This window comes from Flavobacterium sp. DG2-3 (assembly GCF_030730925.1).
Lineage (GTDB): Bacteria > Bacteroidota > Bacteroidia > Flavobacteriales > Flavobacteriaceae > Flavobacterium.
The window spans coordinates 1-11,925 of record NZ_JAVAMB010000004.1; the positions used below are offsets into that span (position 1 = coordinate 1).

An 11,925-nucleotide genomic window follows, 5' to 3' on the forward strand; every position below is an offset into this window, starting at 1 on the left:
TATCTGCTAAATCTGCGGGATCTGCGAGAGACAAAAAACCTTTGCAATCTGTGGCATTTTTTCTCGCAGATTTTGCAAATACAGCAGATTTAGAAATCGAATAAAGATTTCTGCAGATTTTTTATTTAGAAAATCTGCTTAAATCAATTTAATCTGCGTGAAACAAAAAATCTTTTTTAATCCTTTCAATCTTTGGCAAAAACTTATCTATTAATTTGTCTCCAAATTTTAGCCGTAAAATCGTCTTTATACATTAATCTATTTGTTCGCGTTGGGTTTACACGATTGGTTAGGATAATTAAAAACCTTCCATTATCAGGATTCATGAAAAAGAAAGTTCCTGTAAAACCTGTATGGCCGAAATCATCTTTTTTATAAAATTCGTCTGGCTTTCTTTTGTCAAAGCCCAAACCGCGATAAATTCCATTTTTTGCGAGAGGCGAATCTGTAAACTCTTTTACGACATTCGGTTTTAGAATTTGTTTTCCTTTATAAGTTCCGTTATTCAGAAGCATTTTGCAGATTACGGCAATCGATTCTGCGTTGGCGAATAAACCTGCATTTCCAGAAACGCCTCCAAAAATTGCCGCCGCTTCATCGTGTACATAACCTTTTATGGTATCTTTTCGAAAAAGATTATCTACTTCAGTCGGCATGACATCATCTATCGAAGTCCATTTTAACGGATTATAGCCAATTTTTGAAATGCCTAATTCTGTATAAATTTCATTTGTGAAGTAATCTAATTTCTTTCCTGTTTTAGTTTCAATCATTTGCTTCACCAAAAGAAGATTCAAATCGCTATACAAATATTTGCCTCTCGGATTGGTGTTTGCCTTTGCAATCCTGTCATAAACCGAAGGATAAAATTCTGGATTCAACCACATGTTTTTATAAACCTGAATCCAGTTTTCTTTTGACTCGAAAGAGAGATATTTTGAATCGTAAACAATGTTTTTATTGACAAACATAATATCAAACGGCTCAACATATTGCTCTGATTTCTGATTGCTCAGCAAAGGCGAATTGTCTGGCGTAGAAAGCAACGCCTGATAAAAAGTAATACTTGGCGTTAATCCTGAAGTATGCGTTAGCAATTCAAAAAGTGTCAAATCGGCAATGGCTGTGTTTTTGTACATCGGAACAATTTCGCCAACTTGATCTGTAAGCTTTAGTTTTCCATCACCAACCAAACGCATAGTTACCAAAGTCGCTCCTAAAACTTTAGACATTGAAGCCAAATCAAAAACATCTTCTGATTTTACCAATAGCTTTTTGGTATAATCATGAAAACCGTAGTTTTTATAAATTAGATTTTCTTCTTTAGTTCCCACTATAATCTGCGCACCAGGAAAAAAGCCTTTTTCTAGCGCATTGGTCATCATCGAATCAATGCAAACTTCATTTCGTTTTACATCAAAAGAACTCTTGGCGCTTTTCTGAGAATACCCCTTTATTCCAAAAGAAATCAGGCAGACAATTACAATTTTGATCGATATATTTTTCATATTTCTATGGATTAATTTTTAAGTCCTGTCCTGCCATCAAAGGCTCGTTATTGGTTCCTGTAATTTTTATTCTGACTGCTTTTACAGGCTGTTTCGGATAAATTGATGCATTTCCGTAATCAAAATTATCGCCTTTTATAAAATCAGTTCCGTTATATGAAAACTCGACAAAACCATTGTTTATTATAAATCTCGGGTGATGAGGAATTCCAGTTAAAACATCAATTTTAGAGGAAGTTACCGGATTCGTAAAAGTGTACAAAATCCAGTCGCCGTCTTTGCACGGTACATCGGTACGCAAATAGGATTCTTCATTATAATCTTGCAGATTTGAAATTGGAAACTTCGGATTTTCTGCCATCGAAGAAGTCACTTTCACTTCTGGTTCCAGATATGGCGAACAGTTGAATTTTACGTTTGCATCCGACTTTTTCTCTTCTTTATTTTCAACTGTAAAATCTAATCTATAGGTATTTTTTTCATTATAATTTTCAATCGCAAATCTCAAACGAGGTTTTGATTTCAAAGACTTTTCATCTGAATACGTCTGCAATAATTTATCATTTTCAAAAAGTGAAACATTTTTAATTGTTCCATTTGCGCCATCATCAGTTGGATTAAAACTCAAATACCAAATTCCCTTTTTATCCACATGTTCGGTGATGTTTTCTGAAATGGTCAAAACTTCTACTTTCGAAGTATTCCAATTGGCAACTGGCAATTTTTCTACTTTTACCGCAGGACTTGCCGAAGTTTCATTAAAGAAAACTATAAACCTGTATTGCTCGTAATCTTTCGTTTGAATTGGTTCTGTATACAAAGGCGATTGTCTTGTTGGCTCATTTCCGTCTTTGTCAAATCGAACAACGGCGCCTTCATAAGGTGGTGTTACGGTAATCGTTCCGTTCTTATAAATGGCTGTTGGAGGAAAATCTCTAAAAGCGATTCCCATATCGGCCAATCTTTGCAAGTGGCTGTTGGTCAATCTTCCATAAAAATCATCCCAGTTTTTATCTTCTTTTTTAGACCAGCCAATTTCAGATAAAGCACAAATTCTCGGATAACTTTGGTATTCCATAATTCTTGCAGGACGATCTAAATATTCGCTCCACAAAGCACCTTGAACTCCAATTATATTTTTTTGTTCTTCAGGCGTTAAGTCAGCATCTGGAATGGGTTCAAACGAATACGCACGTTTTGTATCGGTAATTGCCGCCCAACGATGGCCGCGTTCTGTTTCCGATTGTGCCATGTCATAATACGTAAATTGTCCCGGCATCATAATGGTTTTATACCCTTTTTTAGCCGATTCGATTCCGTAACTAATTCCCTGCCAAGCAGAAATCAGCGTATTTGGGTCGATTTCTCCACCTTTCAGGATTTCATTCCAGCCGTCTGTTTTTTTATGGTATTTATCGACAATTTTCTGAACCCTTCTAAAGAAATAATTCTGAAGCTGAAAACTGTCTGTAAATCCTTCTTTCGCCATCAAAGCTTGACATTTTGGACAATGCTCCCAGTTGGCACGATTCACTTCGTCTCCTGCAACATGAATATATTCAAAAGGAAATAATCCAGAAACTTCTTTTATAATGTTATCTAGAAGTTCATAATTTTCTTCGCGACCCACGCACCAAACATTTTTCACTTCGCCTTGAACACTTTTCAGCTCTTGCGTTATAGCGCAACCGACTTCTGGATACGAAGCCGTTACCGCACGCGAATGCCCCGGAATTTCAATTTCTGGCATTACGGAGATTCCGCGATTGGCTGCGTAAGCGACTACTTCTTTAATGTCTTCTTGTGTATAAAAACCTCCGTAACGTTTGTCTCCCGAACCGTAAGAGGGCAGTAAAACTTCGCCTGGACCACGCCAAGCGCCTTTTAAGGTCAAATCGGGCATCGATTTTATTTCGATTCTCCAGCCGTTATCATCGGTTAAGTGCCAGTGGAAAACATTCATTTTGTGAGCCGCAAGCCAATCGATATAATTTTTTACCGTTTGTTTATCGAAGAATTGTCTTGAACAATCGAGCATCATTCCGCGCCAGTCAAAACGAGGATAATCTTCAATTTTTACAAACGGAACAGTTCCTTTTTTGACTTCTTTTGCAGAACAAATTTGGACTAAAGTCTGAAGTCCGTTTAGAACTCCGTTCTCAGTTTTTCCTTTTACAAAAATTCCTTTTTCATTTATTTCTAATTGATAGCCTTCATTCGGAAGGTTTAATTTCTTATCGACTAAAAATGAAATGCTATTTTTTCCGTGCTTTTTTCCAATTGAAACTATCGGATTAATTCCTGTATTTTTTGAAAGACTTGCAGCAATATAATCGGCACTGTTTTTTAGTTTTTTATCTACAACTATTTTTAGTGGCGAAGTCAAAACCAACTGTCCAGCGCTTTGCTGAACGGAAACAGGTTTCGGAATCATATCTAATTTTTGGGCTTGTACAAAACCTAACGAACTTAGAAATAGGGCAATTAGAAGAATACTTTTTCTCATCTCTATATTTTATTTTACTGAAAATTCAATCGGACTGCTTTCTGTCTGGGTCTGACTCAAAGCGGTGAGCGCATAAACGTAGTTTTCCAAATCAGCATTTGGCACTTCTAGTTTTAAAGCTGTTGTCACGTAATAAATGTTTTCAGGATTTGAGAAATCGGTTATTTTTCCTTTTGGAAATCTGTAGATCACGTATTTCTTGTCGTTAAATGCCACTTTCCAAGTTAAAACCGCTTTATCGCCTTTTTTGGCAATCACCGCATTAGTTGGCGGTTCTGGTTTTAGTCTTGTAATTCTATTTGCTTCTGGGGTTAAAGCGATGTATTTGTATTCTTTTTGCAGAAGTGGTTTTCTCAATGTATCTCCTTTTTTCAGAAAATTAGAAGCGGTAAAATGCATCGAACCTTCAATTTGAGGCAGTTTACGAATCATTTCAATCTGTTTTACAATTTGATCGGGACTTCTCCACTCTGGTTCTTTTGCCGTAGTCGAAATTTTATAATCGCCATGACCAACATACACATTGGCGCCATATTTATGTTCTGCCCACCATTTTGCCAGAACTTCAAAATCGGCGCGGTCAAAACCAATATGCCAGTACAATTGAGGCGTAACATAATCGATCCAGTTTTCTTTTTGCCATTTTAAAATATTCGCATACAAATCGTCATAGTTTGTAGCTCCTGCATTCGTTTTAGAGCCTTGAGAATCTTTGGCGATATTTCTCCAAACTCCAAAAGGCGAAATTCCGAATTCAACTTCTGGTTTATTGGCAATGATGGTATCTCTAATTTGTTTGATAATTAAATCGACATTATCTCTTCGCCAATCGTCTTTGTCTTTAAACTGACGTGGTTCTTTAGCGAAAGCTTTATTATCTGGAAATTCCTGTCCTTCAATTTTATATGGATAAAAATAATCGTCCATGTGGATTGCCTGAATATCATAGTTGCGAACAATTTCGCCCACTACAGAACACACAAAATCTCTAGTTTCTTGTAAACCTGGATTAAAATATCGAGATTTTCCGTAAGTCAGGAAAAGTTCTGGTTTTTTAAAATATAAGTGATTTTTTGAAAGCACATCTCTCACCGTATCTTTCTGCACACGATACGGATTCAGCCAAACGTGCACATTCATACCGCGTTTTCCTGCTTCATCAATCATCATTTGCAACGGATCAAAACCTGGCGCAACGCCTTGAGTTCCGGTTATCCAATGCGAAGCGGGTTCTTTTGTCGATTTGTAATAGGCATCGGCAGTTGGGCGGATTTGAAAAATTACGGTGTTCAGATTATACGAACGAAGATTATCCAAAAGGGCAATCATTTCGTTTTTCATTTCTTTGTCTGATAAACCTGGTTTAGACGGCCAGTCGATGTTTTCTACTGTAGAAATCCAAGCTGCACGCATTTCTCTCTTTGGAGATTGCTGACTGAAAATTTTGGTTTGAATCAGTAAAACTAGAATTATGATTTTTATGGTTTTCATAATTATTATTTTGGGTTAGTATCGTTATGTTTAACCGCAAAGAACGCAAGGGTTTACGCTATGTTCGCTAAGTTTTTTTTTAAATCGCACAAAGTCGCTAAGTTTATTTTAGCCAATCTTTATTTTTAATCTCGCAAAGTCGCAGAGACGCAAAGTTTTTTTAATCTGTGGCTATTTTTTTCTCTCGCAGATTTGGCAGATTTGGCAGATTCAACAGATTTAATTTGTGTAAATTTGTGTAATTTGTGGCAAAAAAATCTTTTTAATCTTTTTAATCTTTTTAATCTGTGGCAAAAAACTATTAAAAGTTAGTCCAATTTGTAAATTCCGCCTTCAATAAGTGATGTCCACACTTTTCCGTTATTGTCGACAGAAAAACCGTTTACGCTTGAACTTCCTAAATTAAGCACTTTGCTAATTTCAAATTTTACAGCATCTACAATAATCACTTCCCCTTTTCGGCTTCCGATATAAATATTATTATTTTTCTCAATTATTCCTGCCGGATTGTGCTCGTAACCTAATTTCAAATCCAAAACTTTACTTTGGGCAATTACATTTTCTTCTGTTAATTCCAAGTCATCACTTAGCGGAACTCTTACAAGCTCGCCTTCCATTGTTTTACCGTAAAACCATTTTCCATCCTCGCTTTTCCCCATCGATTCTCTAATTTTCCATTTATTAGTTCTCAAAAGAGTTTTTCCGGTTTCAATATCTAAAATAGTCAGAAATCGTTGAGGCGTAACAAAATACAATCTCTTTTTTGTTGCAACCATATTAACATTTCCAGCTGAGTATAAAATTTGGTTTTCGTTTCCGTTATTCCATTTCCAAATCAGATTTCCTGTGTTTTTATCAAGACAGTAAATGTAAGAATCCCAAACTCCATAAATAATTTTATCGCCATGTATTACGGGAATTCCTTGCGAATACGATTTTGGCAGTTTATTTTCCCAAAGCAATTTTCCTGTAACTGCATCAACACAAACAAATGCAGTCGAACTTTCAGTATATAATTTATTGTTTTCAACAATTGGAGAGCCAACCAAAACACCACCTACAGAAGTGCTCCATTTTTGCTTACCTGTTTGCGTGTCGATTCCTAAAATATTGCCTTCGATTGTGCCTTCAATCAGATTATTTTTGACTACAATTGGAGAAAAATAAAGTGAATTTCCTGTCTGTATTTTCCAATTCACCGCTTTATTCTTCAAATTAACCGATTGAATTTCGCCAAGCGAATTTGTAAAATAAAGGTTCTTTTTATCAAACGCCGGAAGATTGTAAATTGAGGCAATATCTTTTATAAAAGGATTTAAGCTTGCTGGATTATCTTTCGGAATTTCAATTTTTGAAGGTGTTGATGGAACAGCAAATTTAAAAACGCCAGGTTTATCGAGCTCTTTCTGATAAATGCGAATACTATCTTTACTTACAATAACCTCATTATAGCTTTTTGTTTTTCCGTCAAGCGAAGTAATCGATGTTCCCATTAAACCACTCAAACCAGAGAAATCGTATTTTCTTAAAGTATGTCCGTGACCGCAAAAAGTAGCTACAGTTGGATATTTTTGTAAAACTGAAAGCACTTCTTTATAATTGCTCACGCTGTTATCTAAAGGATAATGAGCAAAATTCAATACTTTTTTATTGCTGTTTTTTAAATTGTCCTGCAATGTTTTATCCAGCCAAAGTACGTCTTCGTGTTTAACAAATCCATCTCCCATTTTCATGTAAGGTCCACACGGAAATCCGATAAAAACATAATCCCCTTTTGAAAAGACAAATCGGTCTTCTCCCCACAATTTTTTATACGTCAGTCCAGCGCTTTCGCTCCAATTGGTTTCATGATTTCCTGAAACTACATAGTACGGTTTCTTTAGTGTCGAAAGTATTTTATGCACTTCATTCAACTCGTCATCAGCACCGCGATTGGTTAAATCTCCGGTTACGATTACAAATTCAAAATCTGAGTTATTAATTTCTTTTACAATATTTTGAAGTAAAAAATCATTATCATTCCCTACAGAAACGTGCAAGTCTGTAAGTTGAACAAATTTTATAATTTCCTTTTTTTCTGCATTCTGCGAAAATCCAGATGTTATTACAAAAAGCAATAGTATTCTGAAAAATAGATGTTTCATGGTTCTTTTTAGTTAATTAGCAATAATTTATTTTAAACAGTTCTTATTTCGGAATTCACTGTGTCACTTAACAGCAAAGCGCGCAATGATTTACGCAATGTTCGCAAAGTTTTGTTTTTTTTTATCTCGCAAAGACGCGAAGACGCAAAGTTTTTCTCTCGCAGATTTCACAGATTAAGCAAATTAATTGGCGGAAATTTGTGAAATTTGTGGCTAAAAATTAACCGCAAAGCACACAAGGATTTGCGCTATGTTCGCAAAGTTTTTCTCTTGCAGATCTAGCAGATTTAATTTGCTGAAATTTGTGAAATTTGTGGCAAAAAAAAACTTCTAATTTTACAATCTGTGGCTATTCTTTCCTCTCGTTGCTTTCGCAGATTCAAAAGATTTAATTCGTGAATCTGTTGCGAAAAAAACCTAACAGGCTTAAAAAAACCTGTTAGGGATAACCAACCAAAATTTATGTATTGCGAATTATCGGTAGTTTCGCAATGCACTTTATGTTACTTTGTTTTTACACTTTCGTTGAAGAAATCATGAAAAAACAAAAGCTGATATTTTAAAGCATTTTCCCAGTATTTAAGATTATGTTCTCCTGGACGCTCGATATAATCGTGATCTATTTTCTTTGCCAGCATTTTGGCATGCAGATCTCGGTTGACATTCATAAAAAAATCGTCAACTCCACAATCAATAATTAGTTTTAAACTATTATTTGGCAGTAAATCAAGCATATTGACTACTGTATTTTTATTCCAATTTTCTGGAAATTCATTTATAGTTCCAAGGCGTTTTTTAATATCCCAGTTATCAGGAAACGGACGAAAATCTACTCCGCCGCTCATGCTTCCCGCTGCTCCAAAAATATCCTGATGTTTAATCGATAAGTATAAAGCACCATGCCCGCCCATGCTCAAACCAGAAATTGCACGGCCTTCACGACTTGAAATTGTTTTGTAGTTTTTGTCAATGTAAGGAACCAATTCTGCCGTTACATAAGTTTCGTACTTAAATGTAGGGTCAATTGGGCTGTCAAAATACCAGCTAGAATAATTTCCGTCTACACCAATTACAATAAAATTATATAAATCTACCTGTCTTTTAAGTTCTTTAAAATCTTTTGCCCAAGAACCATAATTACCACTGTACCCATGAAGAAGATACACTACAGGAAATTTTTCACTGCTTTTTTTATAACTATCAGGAAGCATCACACAAGTTTTGATGTTCTTTTTCATCGAAGCACTATAAACCTGAATAGTATCTACCTGCGCTGCTTTGGCAGAAAATAGCGAAACTAAAAAGATTAAGATGTAGATTGTTTTCTTCATATTATTGGAATTTCAATTAAAATAATTATTTCAGACATGCTTTTAAAATCGTAACCGGATGTTGGGCTTTTCTGCTTGTTCCGTCAAAAATCTGATGGCGGCAGCTGGTTCCTGCAGCGGCAATTGCTGTTGTTGCTTCTGTTGCCCTGATTTTCGGAAACAGCGTATCTTCTCCCATCTTCATACTGATTTCGTAATGCTCTTTTTCATATCCAAATGAACCCGCCATTCCGCAGCAGCCCGAATTATAAATGGTAACCGTATTATTTTTTGGAATATTCAGCATCGCAAAAGAAGCTTCAACACTGCTCAATGATTTTTGATGGCAGTGTCCGTGAATCTTTATATTTTTCTCTTTTTCAGAAAATTGTCCTGCGTGAATTTTTCCGTCTGTAATTTCTCTTTTGAAAAACTCTTCAACCGTAAAAGTGTTTTTGGCTATTTTTTCGGCACTTTCCTTATCTCCAGCCAATCGTAAATATTCATCTCTAAAAGTTAAAATTGCCGAAGGTTCAAGACCGATTAAAGGCGTATTTTCTGAAATTATATTTTTAAAAGTATTGACATTTTTATTGGCGATTTCCTGTGCTTCTTCTAGAAAACCTTTCGAAATAAAAGCTCTCCCGCTTTCTTCATGATCGATTACGATTACTCTGTAGCCTAGTTTTGTTAATAATTCGTAAGCATCAATTCCGACAGAAACATCGTAATAATTGGTAAATTCATCACAGAAAAGATAAACGCTGCCATTTTCAAAAGCGTTATTCGCATCAAGCTTTTTATTGGCTTGATGCCATTTTCTAAACGTTTTTGGAGCCAGTAAAGGCACTTGTCTTTCAGGGGCAATTCCCATTCTTTTTTTAACGAAAGAAAGATTAGAAGCCCAATTGGTTACAGACGGCGCAATGCTTCCCAATTCATTCAATTTGGAATTGAAAGCAAATATTTTATTTCGAAAAGAAAAACCATTTGCTTTTTGATATTGGTATAAAAATTCGGCTTTTAAAGTCGCTACATCCACATTACTTGGGCATTCGCTGGCGCAGGCTTTACAGCTCACACACAATTCGAAAACCTTATATAATTCTTCGTGATCAAATTTATTTTCTTTTTCAGAATTCGTCAGATATTCGCGTAAAGCGTTGGCACGTGCACGAGTAGTATCTTTTTCGTTTCGTGTAGCACGATAACTCGGACATAAAGTTCCGCCCGCTGACGGCATTTTACGGCAATCGCCAGAACCGTTGCATTTTTCTGCCGCACGTAAAACTCCCAAACTATCAGAGAAATCCTGAATCGTTTTAATCTCCGGTTCTACTCTTCCGGCTTCAAAACGCAGGTTTTCATCCATTTTTGAAGCATTTACAATTTTTCCAACATTCAAAATAGTATCGGGATCAAATGCATTTTTGATTCGTTTCAGCAATTCGTAGTTTTTTTCGCCAATCATAAAAGGCAAAAACTCTCCGCGCAAAATTCCGTCGCCGTGTTCACCGCTTAGTGAACCTCTATATTTTTTTACTAAATGAGCCACTTCAGTCGATAAATTTCTAAACTGACGTAATCCATCTTTTGTTTTTAAATTGATTTTCGGACGCAAATGCAACTCTCCTGCTCCAGCGTGTGCATAATAAATCGCGCTTTGTCCTTGACTTTCCATCATGGCTGCAAATTCGGCGATATAATTTGGCAAATCGCTTAGTTCTACGGCGGTGTCTTCAATAGAATCGGCTGCTTTGTCGTCTCCAACAATACTTCCTAAAAGTCCAAGACCCGCTTTTCGAACTTCGTTTACTTTGTCAATATCAGCTCCGTAAATTTTTGGCAATGCATATCCGAAATTATTAATCTGAAGATCTTTAATCAAAGCATCCGCTTGTAGTTCGGCATCTTCCATACTAATGTGCGATCCTACTTCTAGCATGATAACTGCTTTCGGTTCGCCCACAATAAAAAATCGATTTTTAGACTGTTCTCTGTTGGTTTTGGTACAATCTAAAATCGTATCGTCCATCATTTCGCAAGTGTACAAATGATGTTTCATGGCTACAACGACCGCTTCTAAACTTTCTTGAATAGTATGAAAATGCGCCACAACCATAATAGTATTCGTCGGCGGAAGATCGTCAGCTTTTAAAGTAACTTCTGTGGTGAAAGCCAAAGTTCCTTCGCTTCCGCAAAGTAGTTTTCCTAAATTGATAGTATTTTCTGTTCCCGAAAAAAGTTCTGATTTTAGTAATGCATCAATTGCATAACCTGTATTTCGTCTATGAATTTCTGGTTTTGGAAATTCTCTTAAAATTTCTTCCTGATTTTCTTTGTTCGAAAGCTCTTCGTAAATCGTTTTATAAATTTTACTTTCTAAAGAATCTCCTTTTGTTTTGGCAATAAATTCTTCAGAAGTTAAATCTTTAAATACCGCTGTAGATCCGTCGCTTAAAACGGCTTTTATTTCTACAATTTTATCTCTGGTAACGCCGTACCGAATTGAGGTTGTTCCTGAAGAATTGTTTCCGACCATTCCGCCAATCATACATCTATTTGTGGTAGATGTTGTGGGTGCAAAAAATAATCCGTGCGGTTTTAAATATAAATTTAACTCGTCACGAATTACTCCCGGCTGAACGGTTACCGTTTTATTTTCGCGATCAAAAGCAACAATTTTATTGAAATGTTTTGACACATCGACAATGATTCCGCTTCCGACCGTTTGTCCCGCAAGCGAAGTTCCAGCTGTTCTTGGCGTTATTGAAATCTTATTTTTGGAAGCAAAACGAATAATATTGACAATATCATTTTCTGATTTCGGAATCGCCACAGCAAGAGGCATAATTCTATAAGCAGAGGCATCTGTGGCGTATATTTTTTTATGAAGTTCATCATAAAAAAGAGTTCCTTCTAAGGAGTTTTCTAATTCTTGTAGTTGAAGAAAATCGGACATTGAA

The 11,925-nt window shown here is 35.9% G+C and carries 6 protein-coding genes; all 6 read right to left on the reverse strand.

The window, feature by feature from the left end; genetic code table 11:
* Positions 1 to 203: 203 nt before the first annotated feature.
* Entirely contained in the window at positions 204 to 1,508 is a 1,305-nt protein-coding gene (locus tag Q9Q97_RS07490; protein WP_306155936.1) for a serine hydrolase, read from the reverse strand.
* A 4-nt stretch (positions 1,509 to 1,512) separates the two neighbouring features.
* Positions 1,513 to 4,014 carry a beta-N-acetylhexosaminidase gene (locus Q9Q97_RS07495; protein ID WP_306155937.1) on the reverse strand — a complete coding sequence of 834 codons (2,502 nt, stop codon included), beginning with the start codon at positions 4,012 to 4,014 and terminating at the stop codon, positions 1,513 to 1,515.
* Positions 4,015 to 4,023: 9 nt separating this feature from the next.
* A complete protein-coding gene (locus Q9Q97_RS07500; RefSeq protein ID WP_306155938.1) occupies positions 4,024 to 5,505 on the reverse strand; it encodes a glycoside hydrolase family 10 protein in 1,482 nt (493 codons plus the stop codon).
* Positions 5,506 to 5,813: 308 nt separating this feature from the next.
* The gene (locus tag Q9Q97_RS07505; protein ID WP_306155939.1) at positions 5,814 to 7,649 is read right to left on the reverse strand and encodes a PQQ-binding-like beta-propeller repeat protein; all 1,836 of its coding nucleotides are present in this window, start codon (positions 7,647 to 7,649) and stop codon (positions 5,814 to 5,816) included.
* Positions 7,650 to 8,152: 503 nt separating this feature from the next.
* Positions 8,153 to 8,980, reverse strand: a complete 828-nt coding sequence (locus Q9Q97_RS07510; protein WP_306155940.1) for an alpha/beta hydrolase family protein — start codon at positions 8,978 to 8,980, stop codon at positions 8,153 to 8,155.
* Between the two features lie 25 nt (positions 8,981 to 9,005).
* Positions 9,006 to 11,921 (reverse strand): FAD-binding and (Fe-S)-binding domain-containing protein, encoded by a 2,916-nt coding sequence (locus Q9Q97_RS07515; protein ID WP_306155941.1) that lies wholly within the window; start codon positions 11,919 to 11,921, stop codon positions 9,006 to 9,008.
* Positions 11,922 to 11,925 lie beyond the last annotated feature (4 nt).